Origin of the sequence: Amycolatopsis sp. FBCC-B4732, assembly GCF_023008405.1 — a bacterium.
Classification (GTDB): domain Bacteria; phylum Actinomycetota; class Actinomycetes; order Mycobacteriales; family Pseudonocardiaceae; genus Amycolatopsis; species Amycolatopsis pretoriensis_A.
In genome coordinates this window covers 4117642-4142686 of the sequence record NZ_CP095376.1, presented here as the reverse complement: position 1 = coordinate 4142686, position 25045 = coordinate 4117642, and the positions used below count along the sequence as shown (strand labels likewise).

Sequence of the window (25045 nt, the reverse complement as noted above, 5' to 3'; positions counted from 1 at the left end):
TCCCGGGTCAGGCACCGATGGTGGGGTCGACGGTGGTCCGGCCGGTGACCGGGTCGACCCAGCCGTACCGTTCTTCGTCGGTGAAGAGGGAGCCGTCGTCGAGGACGTACTTGCGTTCGTGGTCCCGGTCGTCCTCGCGCCGCGAACCCCGGCCGGAAGCCGGGGCGGCTCCGGAACCCGGACCGGTGCCGCCCGCGCCCCGGAGGCTCTCACCGGCCGTGCGGAGTTCTCCGCCGACGAGGCCGCCGCGGGGATTGCCGGTGAAACCCGGCGGGACAGCTCCGAAGCCCGGCGGAACGGCTCCCGCCCCCGGTGGGGAAACCGGTGCCGCCGGGGTGGCGAACGCCGGGGGTCCGGTCGGGACGAAGCCGGTCGTGCTCGTCGCGTCGGGCGGGGCGGCGGTGACCGGCGAGTCCGGCAGCGGTCCCGGCGCCGGGGAGAAGGCGGCCGGAGCAGGCGGTGCGGCGAACGCCGGTGACGGAACGGCGGGTGCCGGGGGCGGAACCGCTCCGGCCGGGGCCTGGGTGGCGGGAGCCGGGAAGCCGGTCGTCGCGGGGAAGCCGGAGTACGGCCGGGTGACGGCGGGAGTGCTTCCGCCGCAGGCCGGATCGGGGGCGCAACCACCGCCGGTGGGGCGTGCACGATCGGCGGCCGGGTCGCCTTCGTCGTACCGCAGGGCGCGGGCCTGGCCGTCCAGCTGGGCGGCGTAGGCGTGGTAGTGCTCCAGGTACCGCGCCGCGTTCTCGTTGTAGGCGGTGATCGCCTTTTCCGTGTCGGTGTCCCACGGCGTGAGGTGGTCCCAGAGGCTCTTCTCCGGACGCGGCCCCAGGTGCGCGAGCTCGGCGCGGAGCTGCCGGTAGTGGTGGTCCGCCTCGGTGATGTTCAGTCCATTGTGGACGTACCGCGCCTCGGTCGTGTCGAGGGCGCCGCCGAACGCGCGGGTGGTGGCGCCGGCGGCGTCGGCCGCGTCGCCGCGCCACGCGGAGTCGAGCCGGTTGAGCACCGAATGCAGCAGGTCGGCCACCTCGCGGTGCGCCATCCCCACCCGCTGCGCCGCTTCGGCGGCCTCGGCCCAGCCGGTGCCGCTGCCGCCGTGCACCAGGTCCACGAGGTCCTCGAGGGAGACGACCCGCGCCTCGACGTCCTGGTGCGCCAGGCCCGCGGACCACTTCTCGGCGTCCTCCGTCGAACGCACGGACGCCGGGCCGGCGCGGTCGGCCGCGGCCCGCACCCGGGGGTTCGACCAGGGGAACAGCATCAGCCCGCCAGGTCCCCGGCCGCGGCGGCATCCTGCGCGCTCAGCCGCCCGGCCGACGCGCCGACCTTCGCGACCAGGTCGTGCAGGAACGCGATCCGCTGCCGGAGGTGGTCGCGGTCGGCCGCGAACAGCGTGGCGAGACGCGCGGTGTAGGCCTCGCTCGCCGGATCACCCGCGGGGGAGCGCGAGCCCGTCAGCAGGCCGGTGTCGGCCCACGCGTCGGTCAAGCGGTCGTTCGCGACCTTCAGCCGCTCCAGGAGCACCCGTACTTCGTCGGGGTCCAGCGCGAAGTCGGTGTGCGTCAACGGGTCCCCTCTCCGGCTCGCGGCGGAAGCCGCAAGTGGACAGTCGCGGGGTCCGCCCGGCCCGTTACGGAAAACGGAACCGGGGCCGGTCACGTGGGTGACCGGCCCCGGTTCGGCTGGGGAGAGCTACTTCTTCAGGCCGTGCTCGATGGCCTCGATGATCCGCGGCCGCAGCTCCGCCGCGCTGATGATCGCGTCCACCGAGCCGACCTCGACGGCCCGCTGGATGCTGTGCACGCGGTCGAACTCCGCGGCCACCTCGCTGACCTTCTCCGCGCGGACCGACGACTGGACCTCGGCCAGCTTGGCGTTGAGCGCCGCCCGCTCGGCGCCGCCCGCCGCCGCGACCTGGGCCTGCAGCTCGGTCACCCGCGGGTCGTTCGCCGTGCGGTTGTTCACGTCGCCGGCGAACACCACCGCGGCCGCCGGGGCGCCGCCGAGCACCGACGCGAACGAGCCATCGAGGGCCAGCACCGTCATGTTCGGGTTGAGCGTCTTGGAGAACACCACGAACGCGCCGCCGTGGTACCGCGAAATCACGGTGAACACGATCGGGCCCTCGAAGTTGACGATCGCCCGGCCGATCTCCGCGCCGTACTCCAGCTGCAGCTTGCGCAGGGACTCCGGCGAGCCGTCGAAGCCCGACAGGTTGGCCAGCACGACCAGCGGCCGGTTGCCCGACGCCGCGTTGATCGCGCGCGCGGTCTTCTTCGACGAACGCGGGAACAGCGTGCCCGCGGTGTAGGTGTCCGGGCCGTCGGTGGGCGGGAAGCCGCGGCGGGGCACCGACCGCGACTCGATGCCGATCAGGCAGACCGGGCGGCCGCCGATGTGCACGTCCTGCACCGCGGAGGTCTCCGCGTCCGCCATGCCCGCCCAGCGTTCCAGGACCGGGTGGTCCTGGTCGGACAGCGCGCGCATCACCGTGCGGATGTCGAACGGCTTCTTGCGGTCCGGGTTGTGCTCGGCCGAGAAGATCTCCCCGACGGTCCGGAAGTCGCTGCCGACGACGGCGTGCGGGAACGACGAGACGTCGCGGCCCGCGGGGTCGGTCGTGGCCACCTTCCGCGGCCCGGACTCGCCCGGCGCGATGTAGGTGTGCTCGTAGTGCGCCATCAGGACTTCCCGCGCGGCCGGCAGGTTCGGCGCCCAGTACTGCGCCTGGCCGTTCGGGCCCATCACGCGGTCGTAGCCGCCGATGCCGAAGTTGTCCTCGGCCGACACACCACCGGAGAAGTCCAGCGCCTGCTTGCCGGTGAGCACCATCGCCGAGTCCGGCGTCATCACCAGGATGCCCTTGGTGTGCATGAGCATCGTCGCTTCGGCGTTCCAGTACGGCTGGGCGCCGACGTTGATGCCGTTGACCACGATGTTGATCTCGCCGCCGTCCTGGGTGAACGTGACGATCCGCTTGAGCGCCGCGGCGACCCAGTCCATGTTCTCGGTGCCCGAGGACATGGAGATCCGCGCGCCCGAAGAGAGGGCGAGCCACTCCAGCGGGACGCGCATCCGCTCGGCCAGGTCGAGCGCCGCGATGACCCGCGAGCACTCCGGCTCCGACAGCGCGCCCAGCGACTTCGTCGGGTCGCCGAGGAGCACCACCCGCGTGACGCCTTCGGGGTGCCGCTCGGTCGGGGTCGTGACGACGCCCGCCACGAGCGCGGCGGTGTTCTTGCCCTTCGGCCGGTCCACCGGGACCAGGACACCGCTCTCGTCGAGGTCGTGCTCGGTGAACGTGCCGCCGGGACCGGCGAGCAGGTCGGTCAGCTCGTACGGGTACACCGTCCCGCGCCGCGCCGCACGCAGGACCTTCAGGCGGTAGTCGTCCAGCGGCTTGACCGGCTCGGTCGACGGGTGGTCGACGTGCAGCCGTGCGCCGTGGCCGGGGTCGAAGGTGATCCGGACGGCGAGCTCGGTCAGCTTGCCCGCGTCCGTGCGCCGCCGCGCCAGGAACTGGACCTCCTCCAGCCCGGCGCCCACCGACGTCGGCAGGATGCGCTGGACCAGCGTGTTCAGCTCGTCGGTGGTGAGGTCGGTCGGCGGCCAGACATACATCATGATCCGGTTGGTGTCGAACCGCTTGTTCTGCGGCCGCTGCGCCTGGATGTTGCGGATCGCGTCGAGGCAGGCGGTGACCGCGTCCTCGAGCGCGGGCAGCGCGACCAGGCGGCCGTCGGCTTCGCGCAGCGGCGTCAGGTCGCGAACCTGGCCCATCGCGATCAGCCGCTCGTCGGCCGGGTTGGTCTTCGCCACGGCCTTGAAGAGGTAGATCTCCTCGTCCGCCGACGGCAGCCGCGTGAGGTCGAACTCGCGCAGGCGCTGCAGCTGCAGGCGCTGGGCGATCTGCGGGTGCAGGCCGCGGATCAGCCGGTCCTCGGCGAACGCCTCGCCGTCGCGCTCGAACGTGAAGTGGTGGTGCATCACCGCGCCGCCGGTGCCGGCCACGGTGAACACGACCCGCCGCACGCTCGCGGGCACCGGGTGCCCGGCCAGCAGCGCGCCGAGCCGCTCGGCGGTGGCGTCGACGTCGGGCTGGTCCTCCCAGCGCAGGTACAGGTCGGCGACCACGCCTTCGGTGGCCACCTCGCCGAGCGCGGCGAGGGCGTCGGGCAGGGCGGCGATGTCGACGGCGGTGGTGACCAGGGGCAGCACGCCGTCGGCGGTCTCCAGCCCGGCGGTCAGCCACCGGGAGCCACCGGCGTCGCGCACGGCCACCCCGGACAGCCGCCGGTTGCCGTAGTAGCGGCGGGTCAGCACTTCCAGCAGCGGCGCGTGGTCGCGGCCCGGGCGCCCGATCCGCTGGCCGACCAGCCGGACGAGCGGCTGCGAGCCGGTGATCATCGCCTGGATCCGGTCGGCGCGGTCCGGTGCGTCCGGGTGCTGGTCGAGGTAGCGCAGCTCGGTGCGGACGGCGGCGTACACCTCGGCGCGGTTGCGGCGCAGCAGCGGCTGGGCGAACCAGCGGAACACGACGCCGCGGGCGAGGTCGGACACCGCGGGGAAGCGCACCTGCGTGGCCTCGACCAGGTGCTCCAGGGTGAGCCCGGCGCGCTCGCTGAGCGACTCCGCCGGCGGCGCGCCGGTCAGCCACTGCCGCAGCAGGTCCGAAACGATGGCGATGTCGGCCGACATCCGCTGCTGCGCCAGGAAGATCCGGAAGACCGCGGCCTCCAGCTCCGGCGTGCGGTCGAGGTCGGCGACGCCGTAGTGCGCCAGCACCTGGCGGAGCCGGGCCTGGAAGCCTTCGGTGACGCCGGCGCGTTCGACGTCGAGGCTCTGCAGGTAGCTGTGGAAGAACTCGCGCGAGCTGTGCACGGCGCCGTTGGGCTCGGTGTCGAGCTCGCCGCCGGGGGTGTTGCGGCTCAGCTCGGACAGGTCGGCGAAGACGGTGAGCAGGTCCAGCTCACCCTCGACCGGCCGGTTGCCCAGCTCGGCACGTGCCTCCAGGTAGGCCGCGACGAGCCGCTTGCGCTCGGCCGGATCGACGTCGAAGCCGAGCAGCAGGCTCCGCAGGTCCTGCAGGCCGCGGGCGACGCGCTCGGCCGCGGACACGCCGTCCGGCACCGACGGCAGCTCGATCTCGACGGTCTCGGTCTCTTCGGCCGCCTGGGCCTCGTCGCCGTCGGTCAGCGGCTCCAGGCGCATCAGCGGCGCGCCCGTCTCGACCTGGCTGCCGACGGAAACCGGGCACTCGCGGACGCGGGCGCGGAACGGCGCGCGCAGCACCGTCTCCATCTTCATGCTCTCCAGCACGAGGATCGGCGCGTTCGCCTCGACCTCGTCGCCGACGGACAGCGGGGTGGCGACGACCAGCGCGGGCGCGGGGGAGCGGACGACGCCGCCCTCGTCGCGGCTGACGCGGTGGGTGACGCCGTCGACCTCGACCAGGTGGATCGGGCCGTGCGTGGCCGAGATCAGGCGGAACCGCCGCCCGTTGACCAGGATCTGGCCGCTGTGGGCGTCGAAGCGGTCGATCTCGACCTCGGCGTGGTGCACGTCCGACGTGCCGGCCGAGACGCCGACGCGGAAGCGCTTCCGCCCGGCGCGGGCCACGCTGACGCGGTAGCCGACGCCGCGGAGCTTGAGGTCGAGCGGGCGGCCGCTTTCGTGCTGTACCTGCGGGCGCCCGCCGTGGGCGGTGGCCAGCAGCCGCTGGATGGTGACGTCTTCTTCGTCCTGGTAGGCCTCGATGGCGGCCGCGGCGAGCGCGATCGCGGAGTGCCGGTGGGTGACCAGGCGGCCTTCGGCGCGGACGCGGTCGATCCAGCCGGTGTCGGCGCTTGCGTCGATCACCTCGGGCTGGTCGAGCAGGTCGAGCACGAAGCTCTTGTTGGTCGCGCCGCCCTCGATGATGACGGTGGTTTCGGCCATCGCGCGGCGCAGGCGCCCGAGCGCCTCGGCGCGGTCGCGGCCGTAGGCGATGATCTTGGCGATCATCGAGTCGAAGTCGGCCGGGATGGTGTCGCCCTCGCTGACGCCGGTGTCGACGCGGATGCCGGGGCCGGCGGGCAGGGCGAGCCGCGCGATGCGGCCGGGGGAGGGTGCGAAGTCGCGGTCGGGGTCTTCGGCGTTGAGCCGGGCTTCGATCGCGTGGCCGAGCTCGGCGGGCTGGGTGCCTTCGAGCTTGCCGCCGCCCGCGACGTGCAGCTGCAGCTTGACCAGGTCGGTGCCGGTGGTGATCTCGGTGATCGGGTGCTCGACCTGCAGGCGGGTGTTGACCTCGAGGAAGGCGAACAGCTTCTCACCCGGGTGGTACAGGAATTCGACGGTGCACGCGCCGCGGTAGCCGACCGCGACCGCGAGCCGCTCCGCCGACGTCTTCAGCTCGGCGGTCTGCTCCGGCGCGAGGACGGGGGAGGCGGACTCTTCGATGATCTTCTGGTTGCGGCGCTGCACCGAGCAGTCGCGGACGCCGAGCGCCCACGCCGTCGTGCCGTCGGAGATGACCTGGACCTCGACGTGCCGGGCGCCGGTGACCAGGCGCTCCAGGAACACGACGCCGGAGCCGAACGCGCGCAGCGCTTCCTGGCTGGTGCGCTCGTAGGCGTCGGCGAGGTCTTCGCCGGAGGCCACCATGCGGATGCCGCGCCCGCCGCCGCCGGCGGTCGCCTTCAGCATCAGGGGGTAGCCGATCCGGTCGCCGGCCTCGAGGGCGGCTTCGAGGGTCGCGACCTCGCCGCGGCTCCACGGCGCGACCGGCACGCCGACCTCTTCGGCGATCAGCTTCGCGCCGATCTTGTCGCCGAGCTTGCGCATCGCGTCGGCGCTCGGCCCGACGAAGGTGACGCCGACCTTCTCGCACAGTTCGGCGAACGCCGGGTCCTCGGCCACGAAACCCCAGCCCACCCACGCGGCGTCGGCCTTCGTCTCGATCAGCGCCTGCTCGAGCTTGGCGAGGTCGAGGTAGGGCCGGGCCGAGGCGGGGCCGAGGTCGTAGGCCAGGTCGGCCTCACGGACGAACGTGGCGGTGCGGTCCGCGTCGGTGTAGAGGGCGACCGTCTCGATCCGCGTCCCGGTTTCCGCCGACAGATCCCGGACGGCGTGGATGAGCCGCATCGCGGCCTCTCCGCGGTTGACGATGGCGACACGACTGAACACCGGCTGAGCCTCCCAAGTACCCACGCACAGAAGGCGACGCACCTGTCCTGGAGCGTCGCCTGCACCTGTCTACACCCTGCTGGATTACCGCGGGGTAGACCAATGTCCGCCATGGCGCATGCCGAGGCGGCTGCGTTGTGGGAACCCCACAAAAAGCGACCCGCGCCACACTGCCGGGACCGCGTTTCTCGCGAGGGCTGCCACAAAGCACGGTGCGCAGCCTACGGCGGGTTCGAGCCGGAAAACATCCAGATCCGCGAAAGTAGGGGCCCCGGTCAGGAGGCCAGCAGGACGGCCGGGCCGAGAACCTGGCCCAGCTCGCGGCGTTCGGCATCCGACAACGGCACGGCGGCGACTTCGCACCGCCCGTCCGGCCCGGGCGCGGTCGTGATGGCCAGCACCGGGCGCCCGTCGATCTCGCGCAGCGTGACGCGGCCACCGCACGAAAGGTCCACCGTGACGCCCGGCTGTTCGCGATGCCGGCCCAGCCAGCGGCCGACGAAGTCGAAGGTCATCGCGGTCTCCCCTCGGTACGCACTCCCCTTGGACACAGGTGTGCCTGGTTAATGCCCCGGATACACCGGGTTCACACCCCGGATGTGCGGCGGGCCGGCACCCCCCGACCGCGTGCCGGCCCGCCCTGCCCCCCGCACTCACCGCGGCGGCGCCTCCAGCACGTACCGCTTCGCGAGCCCTTCGCCGCAGTCCACCTCGACCGTCCGCCGGACGACCTGCGTGCCGTCGTCGCCGCGCAGCGCGTAGCCGACCGCCGTCGAATCCGCGACCGCGCGGACCTCGGCGGGCACCCGGCCGCCGGCCGCGAGGCGGCGCAGCAGGCGCTGCAGCGGCGCGTCCAGTGTCTCGTCCACAGTGGACGGTTCGCGGGCCGCCTCGCGGGTGGCCGGCGGTGCCGTCGGCGCGCTCCCGGTCAGCCGGTCGACCTCGCGGGTGACGTCGACGATCGTCGTGCCGGTGCCGGTGCCGGTGCCGTCGATGGCGACCCGCACCTCGCCCAGGCGGGCGTGACGACCGGGTGGCCGTCGACCAGCTGCGCGCACACCACGTGGGTTTCGCGCACGCGCGGGTCCGCGGCCTCCTCGAGCGTGCCACCCGCGTGGTAGGAGTGCCGCACCTTGTCCGCCACGAGGTCGACGCGGTCGGCCAGGCCGAACGTCTCGACGGCGTCCTGGGCGATCCGGACCGCTTCGGCAGCGCTCGGCGCGTCCCGGCCGGTGCCGTCCGCCTCGGCGGACGTGCTCTCGCGGACGCCCCGGTGGTCGACGGTCAGCCGCGGGCCGCTCTCCTCGGCACCCAGCACGACGCCGTGCGGGCCCGGCGCCGCCGGCCAGCCGGACGCCGTAGAGCCAGGACAGCACCCCGCCGTCGGTGTATCGGAAGTTCGGCGCTGTGAACTGCTTGACGGGAAGTCTTCGATCGAGCAGGCGCCTGTCCCGCATGGATTCGTGCGGTGCGAAGCTACCGCCGAACCCGGGGAAAGGTTTCGGATACATCTTTTTGCCACACCTTCAGCGCAATTTTTTCAGCGCTGCACCGATTCCGTAGTGGACAGCCCGGCGGGAGGTGCGCGCGGCGGGCCGGTGCGGCCAGGATGGCGGGATGAAACTCGGGCAGCTGGCCGCGTCGGCCCAGGATCTGTTCTCCGCGAAACTCGTCTACGGCGAGCCCGTCGAGCGGGACGGCGCCGTCGTCATCCCGGCCGCGACGGTGTTCGGCGGCGGGGGCGGGGGCGGCGGTGACACCGGTGCCCTGCCGGTGCGGGAGGGCGCCGGGTTCGGGGTGTTCGCCCGGCCCGCCGGCGCGTTCGTCGTCCGGGGCGGCAGCGTGACCTGGGTGCCCGCGATCGACGTCACGCGGCTCGGGCTGGCCGCCGCCGTCACCGTGGTCGCGCTCGCGAAGATCCTCGCCCGGCGCGCCAGGTCCTGACCGGAACCGGTCGCCACGCGCCGAAAGTTCACCGCCGGTTCTTGTCCGCGTTCGCGTTCGCGGCCTAGCGTCGGGACGTCTTTCGATGCGGAGGTACGCATGAGTTCTGGGGACCTGAGCCGCCGGGCGCTGCTGCGCGCGAGCGGGGTGGCGGCGGCCGGGGCGGCCTTCGGGATGCTGCCCGGCGTCGCGTTCGCCGACCAGCCGGGCGGCACCGGCAGCCAGACCCGGACCGTCACCGGCACCCTGAAGCCGGACGTCCCGGACTGGTACTACCTGCCCGTCGACGTCCCGCGCGGGGTGCGGCAGATCGACGTCGGCTACTCCTACGACAAGCCCCAGGTGCCCGCCGGCACCCGCGGGAACGCCTGCGACATCGGGGTGTTCGGGCCCGAGGGCCACGAACTGGGCAACGCCCGCGGCTTCCGCGGCTGGTCGGGCGGGTTCCGCGACCGGTTCTCGATCAGCGCGTCCGAGGCCACGCCCGGCTACCTCGCCGGCCCGATCAGGCCCGGCCGCTGGCACGTCATCCTCGGCCCGTACACGGTCGCGCCGCAGGGCCTGAACTACAAGGTGGACGTCACGCTCACCTTCGGGCCCGACGCCGCGCCGTTCGTCCCGAAGCCCGCGCCGGAGTCCGCGCCTGCCCGCGAGCGCGGCCGCGCCTGGTACCGCGGCGACGGCCACCTGCACACCGTCCACTCCGACGGCCGCCGCACGCCGGACCAGCTGGTCGCCGACGCCCGCGCGGCCGGCCTCGACTTCATCGTCTCGACCGACCACAACACGTCCAGCTCGCAGCTGGTGTGGGGTCGGTACGCCACCGACGACCTGCTGATCCTCAACGGCGAAGAGGTGACGACGCGGTCCGGGCACTGGCCCGCGATCGGCCTGCCCGCCGGCACCTGGATCGACTGGCGCTACCGCGCGGCCGACCCGCAGGACTTCCGCCGGTTCACCGACCAGGTGCACCGCGCGGGCGGCCTGGTCACCGCGGCGCACCCGTTCGCCAACTGCTTCGGCTGCACCTACGAGTTCGCGTACGAGATCGCCGACCTGGTCGAGGTCTGGAACGGCCCGTGGACCCAGGACGACGAGGCGAGCGTCATCCACTGGGACGGCCTGCTGCGCGGCGGCCGGTTCATCCCGGCGATCGGCGACTCCGACGCGCACAACCCGGACCAGCGGGTGGGGCTGCCGCACACGGTCGTGTTCGCCGACCGGCTCCGCCGGAAGGAACTCCTGGCCGGGCTGAAGGCCGGGCGTTCGTGGCTGGCCGAGTCGGCCGCGGTCCAGCTGGACTTCACGGCCTCCGGTGGTGGCCGCACGGCCGGCATCGGCTCGTCGCTGCCGGTGGGCACGGGGACACCGGTGACGGTGCGCGCGGTGGTCGGCGGGGTACCGGGGACGACGGTGACGTTCCTGGACCAGCTGGGGCCGGAGCACACGGAGACGATCGGCGACTCGGGAGCGGCCACGGTGACGTGGACGACGTACCCGCGCTACTCGCGCTGGGTGCGCGTCGAGGTCCGCCGTCCGTCGGGCGGCCCGAACACGAGCCAGCCGAACGCGATGGTCGCGATGTCGAACCCGATCTTCCTCGGCACGGGGCACTGAACCTCCACCCGCCGCCCCGCGTCCTGGTTTTGGCAGACTGGTGCGAACGGGTGAAGGCGAGGCAGGGTGCGCGGGTGTGGCCTGAAGGTGGCGATCTTCCTGGGGGCGGTCGTCGTGCTGACCGCGGGAATCGTCGTGGCGGTGGTGCTGTCGCGCAGTCCGGTGCGGACGCCGGGGTGCACCGTCGCGCAGCCGGGGCAGGACGGCTACACGTTCACGCCGGAGCAGATGGACAACGCGGCGACGATCTCGGCGGTCGGGACGAAGCTGGGCCTGCCCGCGCACGCGGCCACGGTCGCGCTGGCCACGGCGTTGCAGGAGTCGAAGCTGCGGAACCTCGAGGGCGGTGACCGCGACTCGGTCGGGCTGTTCCAGCAGCGGCCCAGCCAGGGCTGGGGCACGATCGCGCAGCTGCGCGACCCCGTCTACGCGGCGACGGCGTTCTACGAGAAGCTCGAGAAGCTGCCGGGCTGGGAGACGCTGCCGATCACCGAGGCCGCCCAGGAGATCCAGCGTTCGGGGGTGCCGGACGCGTACGCGCAGTGGGAGTCGCAGGCCCGCGCCATGGCCGCGGCGTTCAACGGCCAGTTCCCGGCCGCGCTGACCTGCCGCAACCTGACCCTCGCGGCCCCGGGCGACCTCGCCGCCAAGGCGACGGCGGAGCTGGGCACGGCCACGCTGAGCGGCGCCCACCCGGCCGCCCAGGGCTGGGCGTACGCGAGCTGGCTGGTCGGCCGCGCGGAGGCGCTGGGCGTGGACAAGGTGAGCTACGCCGGGCAGACGTGGACGGCGGAGTCCGGCGCCTGGGCCCAGGACTCCGCCGCCGGTCAGGACCTCTCCCTGCACCAGGCCCCGGCGGCCCGGCAGAGCGAGTAGCGCACTTTCACGTGAAAGTGCGCTACTCGGTCACGGGACGAGGATCGCGCGGCCGCGGATGCGCCCCGCGGTGAGGTCGTCCAGGGCCGTCTGGAACTCGGCCAGCCGGTAGCGGGCCGTGTGCAGCTTCACGCGGCCCTGCGCGGCCAGCACCATCAGTTCGCACAGGTCGTTGTACGAGCCCACCAGGTTGCCGAACAGAGTGATCTCCGTCGAGATGACGTCGATCGTCGGGACGTCGATGTTCTCGCCGTAGCCGACGACGTGGTAGTCGCCGGCCCGCCGCAGCATCGCGATCCCGTCGCGGGTCGCCCCGCCTTCGCCGACGAAGTCGATGACGGCTTCCGCGCCGTGGCCGCCGGTCAGGTCGAGGACCGCGGAGACCTGCGAGCCGTCGGCGATGACGCCGTGGTCGGCGCCGATCGAGAGGGCCAGCTTCACCGCGTCCGGGTTGCGGTCGACGACGATCAGCTCGGCGGCCGAGATCGCCTTGAGCACCTGGATGCCGATGTGGCCGAGCCCGCCCGCGCCGATGACGACGCACTTGTCGCCCGGCCGCAGCCGCCGGGCCGCCTTGGCCGCCGCGTGGTACGCCGTCAGCCCGGCGTCCGCGAGCGCCGCGACGTCGGCCGGCTCCAGCGAGTCGTCGATCTTCACGACGCTGCGCGCGGACGTCTTGAGGTACTCCGCGTAGCCGCCCGCGGTGTCGATGCCGGGGAACTGCGATTGCTCGCAGTGGACGTCGTCGCCGAAGCGGCAGGCGCGGCACAGCCCGCACGTGATGAGCGGGTGCACGATCACCTTGTCGCCCTCGGCGACGTTCGTGACCGCGCTGCCGACCGCGTGCACCCAGCCCGCGTTCTCGTGCCCGATCGTGTAGGGCAGCGTGACGCCGGACTTCTCCTTCCACTGCCCCTCCAGGATGTGGAGGTCGGTGCGGCACACGCCGGCGCCACCGATCCGCACGACGACGTCGTACGGCCCGGTCGCCGACGGCTCCGGGACGTCGGTCATCCGCAGCGGTTCGTCGTACCCGACGACCTGGACGGCTTTCACGCTGATACCTCCACAGTGGACTCGGGGTAGCGGGTGCGGAGCAGGCCGCGGCAGAAGTGCGAGTTGCCCTCGATCGAGATGCGGACCGATCGGGCGAACCGCAGCCGCAGCGGGATTTCCTCGCGGGGGAACGGGGTTCCGTCGTGGTCGACCAGCACCGGCGACGACGGCTCGGCCGGCAGCCCGAGGGCCTCGCGGCGGCGGCGCAAAGCCGCTGAAGCGGGCACGTCCGGCAGGTCCGCGAGGGTGACGCCGTGCAGGTCGGCGTCCTCGTCTTCCCGCAGCAGCACGGTCAGCGCGCGTTCCATCGCCGCCTGGTGGGCCTTGCGGCGGAAGGTTTCCCGTAGTTCTTCGAGGTCTTCGTCGGCCTCTTGGCCGAACGTCCCGCGGTACCCCGCGTCCGCGGCGAGACCGGCGTTGATCAGCGGGGAGTCGTGGTGGTCGTCGAGCTCCACCACGACTTCGGTGGTCCACGGCAGCGCCGTCAGCACGTCCTTCGCGTCCGAGGCCATGAGGTAGGCGAAGTTCGGCGCGCAGAACGACGTCGGCAGCCGCAAGTGGACGGTCACCCGGCCGCCGTCGACGGCGAGGGACTTGACGAAGCCGAGGTCGGTGATGGGCTCGTCGAGCTCCGGGTCGAGAACCGCGTCCAGCGCGGTGCGGGCATCCACGTCAGGCCACCGAAACGGCCTGCGGCTCGACCGGAGCCAGCCGCAGTTCCGCCGGTACCGGGATGTCGTACATCGCCGCCGCGTTGAGCCCGAGGATCTTCTTCTTTTGCTCGACGGTCAGCGGCGCGTACTCCGGCAGGTCCTCCGGGATCTGGAAGTCGACGAACCGCTCGATCAGCCACTTCGGCGTCCACAGCGCGTAGTCGCTGGAGAACTGGATGCGGTCCTCGTCCAGCCAGTACAGCAGCTCGCCGATGATCTGCGCGAAGTACCGCGGCCGCGTGTGGATGAACGGGATGGCGACCGCGAGTCCCGCGTGGACGTTCGGCTCCTGCGTCGCGATCCAGCAGAAGTCCTCCAGCCGCGGCAGGCCGCAGTGCTCGACCACGAAGTTGAGGTCGGTGAAGTCGGTCGCCGCGTGGTCGACGTCGGCGACGTCGAAGGCGTCGCGGTCCAGCGGCCGGATCGTCGGTCCCTTGTGGACGTGGATGTTCCTGATGCCCAGTTCCTGGCAGGCTTCGAAGTACTTGTACGTCCACTTGTCGTCGAGCTTGTAGCCGCGCGAATCGCCCTGCCACTCGGCGGTGTAGAGCTTGACGCCCTTGAGGCCGAACCGCTCGGCGTCGCGGCGCAGCTGGTCGATCCCCGCCTGCTCGAAGCGCGGGTCGAAGAAGTGGTTGTAGGTGAGCTTCCCTTCGTGCTTGCGCGTCAGCGCGAAGGCTTCTTCGGTCTGCCCGAAGCCGTTCTCGTAGAACGCGCCGAGGTGCGCGGGCTGGAAGATCGCGTGGTCGACGTAGCCGTTCTCGAACAGGTCGCGCATCAGCCGCTCGCCGCCCTGGTAGAGGTAGTCCTCATAGGGCCAGACCTCGGCTTCGGGGCTGAGGTTGCGGTGGTAGTCGTAGAAGCAGTCGATGAACTGCTTTCCGTGGATGTTCCGCTGGTTCTCCGGACGCGCGTCCCAGAGCGCCACGTGGGCGTCCACGATGAAGTAGGTCTCGCCGTCTTTGCTGTACATGCGGGGGACGCTAGGGATGTCGGCGCTGGTCAGGGACCCGCCGGGTGTCTCGATATGAGACAGCGCGGGGCGGCCGCCGCCCGGACGGCGGACGTAGGCTGGGAGTCCGACGCGACGAGGCGTCCCGGGAGGCCGAGGTGGAGTACCCGCGAATGCAGGTCACGCGTTCGTTCGACGCGGCCCGGCTGCGGGCGTCCTGGCAGCGCAGCGAGCGCTACGGCGTCCCGGAAGACGAGGTCGTGCCGGTGTTCTCCGGTGCGGTCGACACCGGCTCGCTGCTCTACGAATGCGGCACCGAAGTGCTGCGCGGCCTGCAGGCGACGCTGGCCAACGAGCCGATCAGCCTGATGATCACCGACAGCGAAGGCCTCGTGCTGAGCCGGCTGTGCACGGACGCCGGCATCAACCGCTCGCTCGACAAGGTGCACCTGGCACCCGGCTTCTACTTCGCGGAGAGCAACGCGGGCACCAACGGGCTGGGCCTGGCGCTGGCCGACCGGGCGCCGTCGCTGGTGCGCGCGGCCGAGCACTACTGCACCGACCTGCGCGGCTACACGTGCGCGGCGGTGCCGGTGCTGGACCCGCTGACCGGCGGGCTGGCCGGCAGCGTCAACCTGACGACGTGGTCGGAGCAGTCCTCGGAGCTGCTGCTCGCGCTGGCCCAGGCCGCGGCCGGGAACACCGCCGCGCTGATGCTGGCCCGCGCGTCCGGCCGCACCGCCCGCCCGACCCCGCGGGGCGAGGTCTTCCGCGTCTACGCCGACCGGGTCGACCCCGGCGACCTGCCGCGGCTCTCGCCCGCCTGGACCACCGCGGTCGCCGAAGCGCGGACCGCACTGGCCGGCGGCCGGGTCGTCGCGGTCGTCGGCGAACCGGGCGCGGGCAAGACGGCGCTGGCGTCGCTGGCGCGGCGGGAGCTGCGGCCCCGCGAACGCGTTCTCAACGCGCGCCCGCCGGCCCCCGACGACGTCGGCAGCTGGCTGACGTTGTGGACGCCCGAGCTGGCCAAGGCCGAAACCTGCGTCATCGTCTCGGGCGTGGACGCGCTGCCGGCGTGGGCGGCGGAGGAGCTGGCCCGGCTCTTCGCCGAGGTCCGGCACGACGAGCTGCCGCCGTTCGTCCTCACCGCCGCGGACGCCGCTTCGGTGCCGGTCGCGCTGAGCCCGCTGGTCGACCGGGTCGTGGAGGTCCCGGCGCTGCGGTTCCGCCCGGACGACGTCCTCCCGCTGGCCCGCCACTTCGCCCGGCGCGACCGCGGCCGCGACGTCACGTTCACCCCGGCGGCGGCTCGCGCACTGACGGCGTACGACTGGCCTGAGAACGCGAAGCAGCTTCGGCGCGTTGTGCGCGAAGCCGCTTCACGGTCTCAGGTGGTCGACACTCCGCAGCTGCCCGCGGAGGTCTTCACCGGGGTCGGGCACCGGCTGAGCCGGCTGCAGGCGCTGGAACGCGACGAGATCGTCCGCTGCCTGGCCGAGCCGGGCGCGACGGTCGTGCAGGCCGCGGCGAAGCTCGGCATGGGCCGCGCGACGCTCTACCGGAAACTGGCGCAGTACGGGCTCAACGCGCGGCGACTGAAATCCTGACGGGCTTCGCGGCCTGAGCCCAGCGGACCGCCGGGCCCATCGCCCAGCCCGCGGCCAGGAAGACCGCGCCCAGCAGCAGCCAGCCCGGCAGGCCCCAGCCGATCACGACGGTGCTGAGCAGCACCGGCCCGAGCGCGCGGGCCACCGACACGCCGGTGCCGAAGAAGCCCTGGTACTGACCCTGCTGGTCGGCCGGCGCGAGCGCGAAGCCGATCTCCCACGAGCCCGCCGACTGCAGCATCTCGCCGGCCACCTGCACCAGCGCACCCACGACGAGCACCGCGAAGGCGATCCACGGCGAACTGCCGTACGCCGAGGCCGCGAAGGCCACGCAGGAGACGAGCAGCAGCACCCCGGACCGGCGGACCATCCGCGCCGCGGCGCCGGTGCCCGCGAGCCGTCCGGCGACCCGCACCTGCAGCAGCACCACCACGACCGTGTTGAGCACGAACAGCGCGGACACCGTCCAGCTCGGCGCGGCGGTGTGTTCGACGATCCACAGCGGGATCGCGACGCTCAGCAACGGCATGCGCAGCAACAGGATCGCGTTGAGCAGGGTCACCAGCGCGTACGGGCGGTCGCGCAGCACGGCCAGCTTCGGCTCGCCGGTGCGCGGCGCCGCCACCGGCACGGCGGGGAGCGCGAGCAGCAGCGCCGCGGTGACCGCGAAACTCCCGGCGTCGAGGACGAAGACCGTGAGGTACGCCGAGGCGGTGTCGGCCGAAAGCGCGAGCCCGCCCAGGCCGGCGCCGACCGCGAGCCCGGCGTTGCCCGCGGACTGCAGCTGCGCCCGGATGCGCGTCCGGCGTTCGGGATCGGCGAGCGCGGCCAGCAGCGCCTGGCGGGCGGCGGCCAGCCCGGTCTGGCAGCTGCCGTAGAGGCAGGCGGCGAGCACGAACAGCACCGGCGAGCGGACCACCAGGAATGTCAGGATCGACGCGCCGGTCGCCAGGGCCAGCAGCACCGCGGAGCCGCGGGCGCCGTGCCGGTCGGCGAGGTGGCCCAGCGGCACCCCGGTGACCGAGCCGACCGCCCAGCCGAGGGTGAGGCCGAGCCCGACCTGCGCCGGGGTCAGCCCGGCGATCCGGGTGAAGAACAGCACCGAGCAGGTCAGGAACGCGCCGTCGCCGAGCGAGCCCACCAGCTGAGCGGCGGCGAGCAGGCGGTCCGGGGTCTTCGTCATGAGGATGACAGTAGGTCCGGCTTTGGCTTGATCCCAGATCCAATTCTGACTATTCGGATTGGGCCAATGTAGGCTCGCGCGATGGACTTCCACGTCAGCCTGGCCGGGCGTGGCGACCTCAGCCTCCGGATCTACCGCCAGCTGCGCGACGCCGTCCTGGACGGCAGGCTGCGCGCGGGGGAGCGGCTGCCGCCGACCCGCGAACTGGCCCGGCGCCTGGCGGTCTCGCGCAACACGGTCGCGGTGGCCTACGACCGCCTCACCGCCGACGGCTTCCTCACCGGCCGCGTCGGCGCGGGCACGTACGTCTCGGCGTCGCTGCCTGCGCCGCGACCGCGTTCGGCACCCTCGGCGGCGGGGCCGCAGCCGAAGCCGGTCTGGCGCTCGCTGCCGCCCCCGGTCGCCGCCGACGTCCAGGCGCCGCGCTTCGACTTCCGGGTCGGCATCCCGGACCCGGCGCTGTTCCCCCTCGAAACCTGGCGCCGCTTCCTCTCCCGCGAACTCCGCGACGGCGTGGCCCAGTACGCCGACCCGGGCGGCCACCCGGCTCTGCGCGCGGCGATCGCCCGCCACGCCGGCGTCTCGCGTTCGGTGCGCGCGGACACCGGCGACGTCCTCGTCACCCAAGGCGCGCAGCAGGCACTGGACCTCCTCTGCCGCGTGCTGCTGTCCCCGGGCGACCGGGTCGCCGTCGAAGAGCCCGGCTACCGGCTGGCGAAGCTGCTGTTCGCGTCGCACGGCGCCGACGTCGTCGGAGTACCGGTGGACGGCGAAGGCCTCGACGTCGCGGCGCTGCCTCCGCGCACGAAGCTGGTGTACGTGACGCCGTCCCACCAGTTCCCGCTCGGCACCCCGATGTCCCTGGCCCGGCGGACGGCGCTGCTGGCGTGGGCCGCCCGCGCGGACGCGGTGATCGTGGAAGACGACTACGACAGCGAATTCCGGTTCTCGGACCGGCCGCTGGAGCCGTTGCAGAGCCTGGACCGCGGCGGGCGGGTGGCGTACGTGGGATCGTTCTCGAAGACGCTGCTCCCGATGCTGCGCCTGGGTTTCCTGGTCGCCCCGGCGTCGCTGCGCGAGGCGTTGCGCCACGCCCGCCAGCTCTCCGACTGGCACGGCGACCTCCCAGTGCAGGCGGCTTTGGCCCGCTTCATCGACGAGGGCCTGTTCGCCCGCCACCTCCGCCGCGCGACGAAGGTGTACGCGGACCGGCACGAGCGGCTGGTGTCTACTTTGGACCGCCGGTTCGCGGACCGCCTCCGGGTGGTTCCGTCGGCGGCCGGGCTGCACTTGTGCGCGCTGGCGGAGGTGGACCTGGAGCCGATCGCCTCGCGGGCCGCGGCTTCGGGGGCCGCGGTGCAGACGCTGTCCGACCTGTGCGGCGGCTTCCCGCAGCCCGGGTTGGTGCTGGGCTACGGCTCGATCCCGGTGGAGAGGATCGACGACGGACTCGAAGTGCTGGACGGGGCCTGGGGTTCCTCGTAGTGGTCCGTCCGCCGCCGGGCCGCGATCAGCAGCCCGCCCGCGCACGTCACCACCGCCGTGGCCAGTACCACCAGCCAGCCGCGGCGGAAGTCCGTCAGGTCCGGCGTTCCCGCGAACACCGCCACCAGCACCGCCGTTCCCAGCACCGTTCCGATCTGGCGCATCGTCGTCACCATCGACGAACCCGCGCCCCACCTCGCCGGCGGCAGGACCGTGCCCACGACGCCCGACAGGCTCGGCAGGATCAGCCCGACCCCGATGCCCGTCAGCAACTGGCCCGGCAGCATCGCGGCCGCGTAGTCCGGGGTCGCGTCCATGCGCAGCAGCCAGATCAGCACGCCCGCGCCGAACGAGACGCCGCCGAGGGCGACGATCGGGCCGGGGCCGAAGCGGTGGACGAACCGGCCGCCGAGGACGGAGACCGGGACCACCATCAGCGGGCCCGGGGCCAGTGACAGGCCCGCGACCAGGATCGAGTCGTGCCAGATCGACGTCAGGAACAGCACGTTGCCGAACAGCATCGCCGCGAAGCCGGCCGCGAACGCGCCCGTCGTCGCGCACGCCAGCCACAGCGTCGGGACGCGCAGTGCGGGCAGGTCCAGCACCGGGACCGCGTGGCGGGCCGAGCGCAGCGGGACCCAGGCCAGCGCGAGCGCCGCCACCGCGAACGCCGCCAGGACGTCGCCGGAACCCCAGCCGTCGTCCGGGGCCGACACCAGCGCGTAGGCGAGGGCGCCCACGCCGGCCAGGAGACCGGCCGCGCCGAGGAGGTCCGGAACGCCGGTCGAGGTGTCGCGCGACTCGCGCAGCACCCGCGGGCCGGCCAGCAGCGTCGCCGCGCAGATCGGGAGGTTCACCAGGAACACCCAGCGCCAGGACGCCTCGACGAGCAGGCCGCCGACCGGCGGGCCGAGGGCCGCTGCGGCAGCGCCCACCGAGGCCCAGACGCCCACCGCCAGCGGGCGCCGGTGCGGCGGGAACGCCGTCAGCAGCAGTGCCAGCGACGTCGGCATCACGAGCGCCGCGCCGATCGCCTGCACCGCGCGGAAGAGCACGAGGACCGGGATGGACGGCGCCACCGCGCAGGCCGCCGAGGCCACCGTGAACACCGCGACCCCGGCGAGGAACAGCCGTTTCCGGCCGTAGCGGTCGGCCAGCCGGCCGGCCGGGGCGAGGCAGGCGGCGAAGAGCACCGTGTAGCCGTTGAGCACCCACGACAGCGTCGCCAGGTCGTCGCCCGGGAACGCGGCCCGGATGCCGGGGAAGGCGATCGTGACGATGAACGTGTCGAGGCTGGCCAGGAACGCCGCCGTCGAGACGACCAGCAGCACGAGGCCGGGCTTCGGCGCGGTGTCGGTCATGTCCCTCCTAGGTCCGAAAAAGCAACCTAGCCGGAGAACGTGAGTTTCAACAAGAGACTGACCAGTTCGGAGCGACCTAGCTCACGCGGCGGCGGTCTGCTCCTCGGCCCGTGCCTTGAGCGCCGCGAGCGTGTACTCGATCGACTCGACGTTGTACCCGGGCCGGTCGGCGCGGCCGGTGACCCGCGGGCCCATGAACTTCCGGACGATCCAGCTGCCGATCCGGTACCAGTTCTCGGTCACCACGCAGCCGCCCGGCGCCGGCGCCAGCACGTACTCCCAGCGCGAGACCCGCGAGCCGAACGGCGTCCGCACGTCGAAGGCGAACCGGCGCTCCGGCTCGAACGCGACCACCCGCACCCGCGTCCACCACTGCAGGGCGCCGTTCACGTTGCGGCCGCGGAACCGCGCGCCGAGGGCCGGGCCGGTGCCGTCGAGCCAGCGGCCGCCGACGTTCTCGGGGCTCAGCTCGCCCATCCGGGGCAGGTCGGTGACCCACGACCACACCGTGCCCGCGTCGGCGGGGACGGTGACGCTGCGCGAAATCGTCGGTTCCACCCCACGACGGTGACAGCGCGCCCGCCGCCCGGGCAAGGTATCCCGGCGTACTCCGCAGCCGAGGAGAGCCGCGCCGCAAAAACCGGTGGCGCGAACCGGGTTGCGATCCGGTCATTCTGGGTATCTCGCGCGCGGAGGAGTCTTGACACGGAGGGTGCGGTGGTCAGCGTGATCCCGATCGAGGTCGTGGGGATGGCCGTTCCGGTGCCGGGGGAAGCGCCCCTGATGTTGCTCCGGGAACCCGACGGCGCCCGGCGCTGGCTCGCCATCATGATCGGCTACGGCGAAGCCGAGGCGCTGGTGCGAGCCCGGGAACAGATCGCGCAGCCGCGCCCCGGCACGATCGAACTGCTCGGCGACGTGCTCGCGGCGTTCGGCCAGGGCGTCGCCGCGGTCGAGCTGACCGAGGTGCGCGACGGCATCTTCTACGCCGACCTCGTGCTCGCCTCCGGCACCCGCGTGTCCGCCCGCCCCAGCGACGCGGTCGCCCTCGGCCTGCGCCAGGGTGCGCCGATCAGCGTCGCCGAAGAGGTGCTCGACGTCGCGTCCGTGCAGCTGGAGGTCGAGCAGGAGACGGAAGGGCCGGCCGCCGACGTGCTCGACACCGAGGCCGAGGTCGCCCGCTTCCGCGCCGAGCTCGACGGCCTGCGGCCCGAGGACTTCGACGATCTGTGAGCGGTCCGCCCCCTCACGCCGGTACATTCCGCGGCGGGAGGGACGCCGATGCCGGACTTCGCCGCGGCCACCGAGCCGCACCGCCGTGAGCTGCTGGCGCACTGCTACCGCATGCTCGGCTCGGTGCAGGAGGCCGAGGACCTGGTTCAGGACACGCTGGTCCGCGCCTGGAAGGCATGGCCGGGCTACGACCCGGCGCGGGCCTCGGTGCGCACCTGGCTCCACCGCATCGCGACCAATGTCTGCCTGACCGCGCTGGAGGGACGCGCCCGGCGCCCGCTGCCGTCCGGGCTCGGCCGGCCGGGTGAAGACCCGGCCGCCCCGCTGACGCCGTCGTTCGAAATCCCGTGGCTGCAGCCGTTCCCGGACGCGCGCTCGGACGACCCCGGCCGGGGCACGCTCCGGCTGGCCTTGCTGGCGGCGATGCAGACGCTCCCGCCGAAGCAGCGTGCGGTGCTGATCCTGCGGGACGTCCTGGAGTTCAGCGCCGCGGAGGTGGCCGGGTTCCTCGACACCACTTCGGCCTCCGTCAACAGCGCGCTGCAGCGGGCCCGGGCCGGCCTCGGCGGGCTGTCCGTGGAGGAGGTCGCCGAGCCGGCCGACGCGGCGGTGCGGGCGGTGCTGGACCGCTACGTGCGGGCGTTCGAACGCGCCGACGTCGCCGGCCTGGTCGGGCTGCTGACCGACGACGTCGTGATGGAGATGCCGCCGGTGCCGCTGTGGTTCCGCGGCCGCGACGACTACGGCCGGTTCCTCGAGCGGCTGTTCGCCGTGCGCGGCCCGGACTGGCGGCTGACGCCCGCGACGGCCAACGGCCAGCCCGCGCTGGTCGCGTACTGCCGCGACGGCACCGGGGTGTACCGGCTGCACACCCTGCAGGTGTTCACCGTGACGAAAGCGGGCGTGGCGCACAACGTCGTGTTCGCCGACCCCGCCGTGCTGGCGTCCTTCGACCTGCCCGCGACTCAGCCGGCGGCGCGGGCCTCCGACGGGCGGCCGTAGGCACCGCCGTCGTTGCTGCGCTGCAGCAGGCCTTCGTCGATCAGGTAGCGGCGCAGGGTCGCGTGGTCGTCGTGGACCATCACGAGCTTCTCGCGGACGTCCTGCTCGGTGTAGAGGCGGCCGGGCTCGAACCGCTCGGCGAGGTGGGCGAGCAGCAGCTGCCGCCGCTTGCCGGAATGCGGGATGGTGACGAGCCTGCCGTGGCGGAAGAGCCCGTCGAGCGGGTCCGTCGGCCCCTTCGCGAGCGCTTCGCGGAAAACGCCGGGCACCGGCCGGTAGTGGTCGCCGTCGGCGATCACGAGACCCGCGTCGGCCAGCCGTCTGACGAGCTTGGCCGGGACCTCGCCGGCCGGCAGCCCCTCGGGCGCGGCGCAGATGCGGGCGAACAGCAGCAGTCGTTCCGGGTCCGCGAGCGCGGAGACCAGTGCTTCCGGTGAGGCCATGGCCCGGAAGGTACCGGAAATCACCGGCGCCGTCGTCGGCGAAACTCGACAGGGTTGCCTGATCAGTTTACCCTGTCGATATGCCTCCGAAAACGGTTCCCGCGCCGGCGATCGCGGCCGCGCAGTCGTTGCGCGTGCTCGTGGGACGGCTGCGGCGGAAGATGATGGACGCGACGGCGGTCGGCGACCTGACGTCCGCGCAGGCCTCGGCGCTCGCCCGGCTCGCGAAGCTGGAGCCGACGACGGCGAGCGTGCTGGCCGGCGCCGAGCGGGTGCGCCCGCAGTCGATGGCCGCGACCGTGGCCGCGCTGGAAAAGCTCGGCCTGGTGCGCCGCGAGGACGACCCCGGAGACGGCCGCCGCCAGCTCATCTTCTTCACGCCCGAAGGCCGCGCGTACGCCAAGGGAGCCCGCGCGTCACGGGAGGAGTGGCTGGCCCGTGCGCTCGCGGAGCAGCTCACCGAAGCCGAAGTCGCCGTGGTCAACGAGGCGCTCGCCCTGCTCGGCCGCATCGTCGAACCATGACGACGCGTGAACGGCCGCGGGCCGGGTTCGACCGGAAGCTGCTGGCCCCGCTCATCTCGGGCGCGGTGCTCAACCCGGTCAACTCCACGATCATCGCGGTCGCGCTGGTGCCGATCGGCGTGGCGTTCGGCCAGCCCGCGTCGGCCACCGCGTGGCTGATCTCCGCGCTGTACCTGGCCACCGCCGTCGGGCAGCCGGTCGCCGGGCGGCTGATCGACCGCTACGGCCCGCGCCGGCTGTTCCTCCCGGCCACGGCGCTGGTCGGCGTGGCGGGCGTGCTCGGCACGTTCGCGCCGAACCTCGGCGTGCTGATCGCCGCCCGGGTCGTGCTCGGCTTCGGCACCTGCGCGGGCTACCCGGCCGCGATGCGGCTGATCCGCGACGAAAGCGAACGCACCGGCCACGACAGCCCCGCGTCCGTCCTCACGGTGCTGGCGGTCTCGACCCAGACGATCTCGGTGATCGGCCCGGCGCTGGGCGGCCTGCTGATCGGCGTCGGCGGCTGGCGGGCGACCTTCGCGATCAACATCCCGATCGCGCTCGTCGCCTTCGTCCTCGGCGCCCGCCGCTTCCCGAAGGCGCCGAAACGCGCGTCGAAAGGCGGGTTCGACCTCGACTTCCCCGGCATGGCGCTGTTCGCCGGCACGCTCGTCGCGTTGCTGCTGTTCCTGATGCACCCGGCCGCGGGGCAGTGGTACCTGCCGGTCCTCGCGACCGCCGGGGCCATCGGCTTCGCCGTTCGGGAACTGACCTGCGCGCACCCGTTCATCGACCTGCGGCTGCTCGGCCGCAACGGCCCGCTGCTGCGCACCTACGGCCGCGCGTTGCTCGCCTACGTTGTCGCGTACAGCTTCCTCTACGGCTACACACAATGGCTCGAGCACGCCCGCGGCCTGTCGGCGGCCCAGGCGGGGCTCGCGACACTGCCGCTGTTCGCGACGGCGATCGTCGTCTCGCTCGTCAGCGGCCGCCGGGAAGCCGTGCGCGGCAAGCTGGTCGTCGCCGCGCTCGGGCAGCTCGCGGGCTGCGCGCTGCTGCTGACCCTGGACGCCTCCGCCGCCGTCTGGCTGCTCGTCGTCATCGCGCTCGTGGCCGGGGTACCGCAGGGGCTGAACAGCCTCGCGCTGCAGAACTCCGTGTACCGCCAGGCGAATCCCGCCGACATCGCCGCGTCGGCCGGGCTGCTGCGCACCTTCGGCTACCTCGGCGCGATCGTCTCTTCCGCGCTGCAAGGCGCTTTCTTCGGCCCCGCCGCCGAAACCGCCGGCCTGCACGGGTTCGCGCTGCTGCTCGTCGGCATCGGCGTCCTGTTCCTGCTGCTGACCGTGTTCGACCGTGCCCTGCCCCGCCGCGCCCCCCGGCCCGAGGACGAAGATGCCCCCGCTTGACCCGGACCGCACCGCTTTGCACCGCCGCCATCGACGGCGTCCGCGCGCACGGCGGGCACGTCGGCTGGGTGCGCATCTCGTTCGAAGACGCCGAATTCGACGCCATCCCGGAACGAGCGTGTTCGCGGCGACCGCGGACCACCGGGCCGCGATGCACGCCGACGCACCGGCCACGCAGATCGACGCGCGGCTCGTGCCCGAGGACGAGGACGTCCGGGTGCGCAAGATCCGCGTCGGTGCCTTCACCACCACAGGCCTCGAAGCGCGGCTGCGTGCGCGCGGGATCACGACGCTGGTCCTCGCCGGGATCAGCACCAGCGGCGTCGTGCTGAGCACGGTCCGCGAAGCGATGGACCGCGACTACCGCGTCGTCGTCCTGCGCGACGCCTGCGCCGACCGCGAAGCGGCGACGCACGACTTCCTCACCGGCACGCTGTTCCCGCGCACGTGCTCGGTCGTGGACGTGGCCGGGCTCGGGGACCTCTGGGCCGACCGGTAGG

At 73.1% G+C, this 25045-nt stretch carries 23 protein-coding genes; 10 read left to right on the top strand and 13 right to left on the bottom strand.

Features of this window, described 5'->3' with window-relative positions:
• Nucleotides 1–7: 7 nt before the first annotated feature.
• The 6 genes from MUY14_RS18040 to MUY14_RS18015 form a co-directional block, all read right to left on the bottom strand.
• Complete coding sequence (locus tag MUY14_RS18040) at nt 8–1258, bottom strand: hypothetical protein (protein ID WP_247024167.1); 1251 nt, start codon at nt 1256–1258, stop codon at nt 8–10.
• Nucleotides 1258–1563, bottom strand: coding sequence for a hypothetical protein (locus MUY14_RS18035; protein WP_247024166.1), 306 nt, complete (start codon nt 1561–1563; stop codon nt 1258–1260). The genes MUY14_RS18040 and MUY14_RS18035 overlap by 1 nt, the downstream gene beginning before the upstream one ends.
• A gap of 126 nt (nt 1564–1689) precedes the next feature.
• Complete coding sequence (locus tag MUY14_RS18030) at nt 1690–7161, bottom strand: biotin carboxylase N-terminal domain-containing protein (RefSeq protein WP_247024165.1); 5472 nt, start codon at nt 7159–7161, stop codon at nt 1690–1692.
• Between the two features lie 275 nt (nt 7162–7436).
• On the bottom strand, nt 7437–7676 hold the full coding sequence (locus MUY14_RS18025) for a hypothetical protein (RefSeq protein WP_247024164.1): 240 nt from the start codon (nt 7674–7676) through the stop codon (nt 7437–7439).
• A 138-nt stretch (nt 7677–7814) separates the two neighbouring features.
• Nucleotides 7815–8168 (bottom strand): hypothetical protein, encoded by a 354-nt coding sequence (locus MUY14_RS18020; RefSeq protein ID WP_247024163.1) that lies wholly within the window; start codon nt 8166–8168, stop codon nt 7815–7817.
• Nucleotides 8090–8479 carry a hypothetical protein gene (locus MUY14_RS18015; protein ID WP_247024162.1) on the bottom strand — a complete coding sequence of 130 codons (390 nt, stop codon included), beginning with the start codon at nt 8477–8479 and terminating at the stop codon, nt 8090–8092. Before MUY14_RS18015 ends, MUY14_RS18020 begins: the two co-directional genes overlap by 79 nt.
• A gap of 299 nt (nt 8480–8778) precedes the next feature.
• Here MUY14_RS18015 and MUY14_RS18010 point away from each other — a divergent pair, with 299 nt between their 5' ends.
• The 3 genes from MUY14_RS18010 (at nt 8779) to MUY14_RS18000 (ending at nt 11598) form a co-directional block, all read left to right on the top strand.
• Nucleotides 8779–9105, top strand: coding sequence for a hypothetical protein (locus MUY14_RS18010; RefSeq protein WP_247024161.1), 327 nt, complete (start codon nt 8779–8781; stop codon nt 9103–9105).
• A 99-nt stretch (nt 9106–9204) separates the two neighbouring features.
• On the top strand, nt 9205–10722 hold the full coding sequence (locus MUY14_RS18005; protein WP_247024160.1) for a CehA/McbA family metallohydrolase: 1518 nt from the start codon (nt 9205–9207) through the stop codon (nt 10720–10722).
• 93 nt (nt 10723–10815) lie between these two features.
• Nucleotides 10816–11598: a hypothetical protein gene (locus tag MUY14_RS18000; RefSeq protein ID WP_396126856.1), complete on the top strand. Its 783-nt coding sequence runs from the start codon at nt 10816–10818 to the stop codon at nt 11596–11598.
• A 30-nt stretch (nt 11599–11628) separates the two neighbouring features.
• Here MUY14_RS18000 and MUY14_RS17995 read toward each other — a convergent pair whose 3' ends face one another.
• The 3 genes from MUY14_RS17995 to MUY14_RS17985 are packed head-to-tail and all read right to left on the bottom strand — an operon-like array spanning nt 11629 to nt 14340.
• The gene (locus MUY14_RS17995; protein ID WP_247024158.1) at nt 11629–12654 is read right to left on the bottom strand and encodes an NAD(P)-dependent alcohol dehydrogenase; all 1026 of its coding nucleotides are present in this window, start codon (nt 12652–12654) and stop codon (nt 11629–11631) included.
• On the bottom strand, nt 12651–13325 hold the full coding sequence (locus MUY14_RS17990) for an iron-sulfur cluster assembly protein (RefSeq protein ID WP_247024157.1): 675 nt from the start codon (nt 13323–13325) through the stop codon (nt 12651–12653). Before MUY14_RS17990 ends, MUY14_RS17995 begins: the two co-directional genes overlap by 4 nt.
• 1 nt (nt 13326) lies before the next feature.
• Nucleotides 13327–14340 carry an amidohydrolase family protein gene (locus MUY14_RS17985; RefSeq protein ID WP_247024156.1) on the bottom strand — a complete coding sequence of 338 codons (1014 nt, stop codon included), beginning with the start codon at nt 14338–14340 and terminating at the stop codon, nt 13327–13329.
• Nucleotides 14341–14477: 137 nt separating this feature from the next.
• Here MUY14_RS17985 and MUY14_RS17980 point away from each other — a divergent pair, with 137 nt between their 5' ends.
• Nucleotides 14478–15926, top strand: a complete 1449-nt coding sequence (locus MUY14_RS17980) for a helix-turn-helix domain-containing protein (RefSeq protein WP_247024155.1) — start codon at nt 14478–14480, stop codon at nt 15924–15926.
• Here MUY14_RS17980 and MUY14_RS17975 read toward each other — a convergent pair.
• The gene (locus tag MUY14_RS17975) at nt 15901–17109 is read right to left on the bottom strand and encodes an MFS transporter (protein WP_247024154.1); all 1209 of its coding nucleotides are present in this window, start codon (nt 17107–17109) and stop codon (nt 15901–15903) included. The genes MUY14_RS17980 and MUY14_RS17975 overlap by 26 nt on opposite strands.
• Before the next feature lie 81 nt (nt 17110–17190).
• Here MUY14_RS17975 and MUY14_RS17970 point away from each other — a divergent pair, with 81 nt between their 5' ends.
• The gene (locus MUY14_RS17970; protein WP_247024153.1) at nt 17191–18594 is read left to right on the top strand and encodes a PLP-dependent aminotransferase family protein; all 1404 of its coding nucleotides are present in this window, start codon (nt 17191–17193) and stop codon (nt 18592–18594) included.
• Here MUY14_RS17970 and MUY14_RS17965 read toward each other — a convergent pair.
• Together MUY14_RS17965 and MUY14_RS17960 are read right to left on the bottom strand one after the other, a co-directional pair.
• A complete protein-coding gene (locus MUY14_RS17965; RefSeq protein WP_247024152.1) occupies nt 18522–19955 on the bottom strand; it encodes an MFS transporter in 1434 nt (477 codons plus the stop codon). The two genes, MUY14_RS17970 and MUY14_RS17965, sit on opposite strands and share 73 nt — an antisense overlap.
• 81 nt (nt 19956–20036) lie before the next feature.
• Nucleotides 20037–20513: an SRPBCC family protein gene (locus MUY14_RS17960; RefSeq protein WP_247024151.1), complete on the bottom strand. Its 477-nt coding sequence runs from the start codon at nt 20511–20513 to the stop codon at nt 20037–20039.
• 159 nt (nt 20514–20672) lie between these two features.
• On the opposite strand from MUY14_RS17960, the gene MUY14_RS17955 reads away from it, so the two are divergent.
• Nucleotides 20673–21188 (top strand): bifunctional nuclease family protein, encoded by a 516-nt coding sequence (locus tag MUY14_RS17955; RefSeq protein WP_247024150.1) that lies wholly within the window; start codon nt 20673–20675, stop codon nt 21186–21188.
• A gap of 48 nt (nt 21189–21236) precedes the next feature.
• Nucleotides 21237–22190, top strand: a complete 954-nt coding sequence (locus tag MUY14_RS17950; protein WP_247024149.1) for a sigma-70 family RNA polymerase sigma factor — start codon at nt 21237–21239, stop codon at nt 22188–22190.
• Here the strand turns inward: MUY14_RS17950 and MUY14_RS17945 are convergent.
• Nucleotides 22154–22633, bottom strand: a complete 480-nt coding sequence (locus MUY14_RS17945; protein WP_247024148.1) for a DUF2087 domain-containing protein — start codon at nt 22631–22633, stop codon at nt 22154–22156. The two genes, MUY14_RS17950 and MUY14_RS17945, sit on opposite strands and share 37 nt — an antisense overlap.
• A gap of 80 nt (nt 22634–22713) precedes the next feature.
• On the opposite strand from MUY14_RS17945, the gene MUY14_RS17940 reads away from it, so the two are divergent.
• Genes MUY14_RS17940 through MUY14_RS17930 form a run of 3 tightly spaced genes read left to right on the top strand, consistent with a single transcriptional unit; the run spans nt 22714 to nt 25044 of the window.
• On the top strand, nt 22714–23157 hold the full coding sequence (locus tag MUY14_RS17940) for a MarR family winged helix-turn-helix transcriptional regulator (protein WP_247024147.1): 444 nt from the start codon (nt 22714–22716) through the stop codon (nt 23155–23157).
• Complete coding sequence (locus MUY14_RS17935) at nt 23154–24545, top strand: MFS transporter (protein ID WP_247024146.1); 1392 nt, start codon at nt 23154–23156, stop codon at nt 24543–24545. Before MUY14_RS17940 ends, MUY14_RS17935 begins: the two co-directional genes overlap by 4 nt.
• Nucleotides 24532–25044, top strand: coding sequence for a cysteine hydrolase family protein (locus MUY14_RS17930; RefSeq protein WP_396126817.1), 513 nt, complete (start codon nt 24532–24534; stop codon nt 25042–25044). The genes MUY14_RS17935 and MUY14_RS17930 overlap by 14 nt, the downstream gene beginning before the upstream one ends.
• Nucleotide 25045: the final 1 nt, after the last annotated feature.

What these genes read in the sequence shown, in the direction of transcription:
- MUY14_RS18040 (WP_247024167.1), bottom strand. Translation starts at nt 1,258, where the DNA reads ATGCTGTTCCCCTGGTCGAACCCCCGGGTGCGGGCCGCGGCCGACCGC.
- MUY14_RS18025 (WP_247024164.1), bottom strand. Translation starts at nt 7,676, where the DNA reads ATGACCTTCGACTTCGTCGGCCGCTGGCTGGGCCGGCATCGCGAACAG.
- MUY14_RS18010 (WP_247024161.1), top strand. Translation starts at nt 8,779, where the DNA reads ATGAAACTCGGGCAGCTGGCCGCGTCGGCCCAGGATCTGTTCTCCGCG.
- MUY14_RS18005 (WP_247024160.1), top strand. Translation starts at nt 9,205, where the DNA reads ATGAGTTCTGGGGACCTGAGCCGCCGGGCGCTGCTGCGCGCGAGCGGG.
- MUY14_RS17985 (WP_247024156.1), bottom strand. Translation starts at nt 14,340, where the DNA reads ATGTACAGCAAAGACGGCGAGACCTACTTCATCGTGGACGCCCACGTG.
- MUY14_RS17975 (WP_247024154.1), bottom strand. Translation starts at nt 17,109, where the DNA reads ATGACGAAGACCCCGGACCGCCTGCTCGCCGCCGCTCAGCTGGTGGGC.
- MUY14_RS17970 (WP_247024153.1), top strand. Translation starts at nt 17,191, where the DNA reads ATGGACTTCCACGTCAGCCTGGCCGGGCGTGGCGACCTCAGCCTCCGG.
- MUY14_RS17965 (WP_247024152.1), bottom strand. Translation starts at nt 19,955, where the DNA reads ATGACCGACACCGCGCCGAAGCCCGGCCTCGTGCTGCTGGTCGTCTCG.
- MUY14_RS17950 (WP_247024149.1), top strand. Translation starts at nt 21,237, where the DNA reads ATGCCGGACTTCGCCGCGGCCACCGAGCCGCACCGCCGTGAGCTGCTG.
- MUY14_RS17945 (WP_247024148.1), bottom strand. Translation starts at nt 22,633, where the DNA reads ATGGCCTCACCGGAAGCACTGGTCTCCGCGCTCGCGGACCCGGAACGA.
- MUY14_RS17940 (WP_247024147.1), top strand. Translation starts at nt 22,714, where the DNA reads ATGCCTCCGAAAACGGTTCCCGCGCCGGCGATCGCGGCCGCGCAGTCG.
- MUY14_RS17935 (WP_247024146.1), top strand. Translation starts at nt 23,154, where the DNA reads ATGACGACGCGTGAACGGCCGCGGGCCGGGTTCGACCGGAAGCTGCTG.
- MUY14_RS17930 (WP_396126817.1), top strand. Translation starts at nt 24,532, where the DNA reads ATGCCCCCGCTTGACCCGGACCGCACCGCTTTGCACCGCCGCCATCGA.